This window comes from Peribacillus sp. SIMBA_075 (genome assembly GCF_046534585.1).
Map to the genome: position 1 here is coordinate 1 of NZ_JAWRYN010000928.1, position 260 is coordinate 260.

The following is a 260-nucleotide window of genomic DNA, read 5'->3' on the forward strand; positions in this document are numbered from 1 at the left end:
CTTGGCGCTCGTGATGCCAGAAGCCAACCAACGGAAAAACCAGGCAGGACAAAACAAAATGCCGCTAGAGATTATTGAAGCTAATCGCCAATACGCTATGCGCACATTCTGGGAACGACTTCACGAGTTAAAGCTAATATCCAGCGGGAAATTAGGCCGTTTGAAAAAGCCGAGTTTTGACGAAGTGGACAAAGACAAGTTTATAGCTCGACAATTGGTAGAACCCCGGCAGATTATTAAGCACGTCCGCGATCTATTAG

1 protein-coding gene is annotated in these 260 nt (G+C 46.2%); it reads left to right on the top strand.

Translation table 11 applies throughout. From position 1 onward, the window contains the following. Positions 1 to 13: 13 nt before the first annotated feature. Positions 14 to 260 (top strand): hypothetical protein (locus SB775_RS30970; protein ID WP_410865099.1); only part of this gene is annotated, 247 nt, incomplete at its 3' end.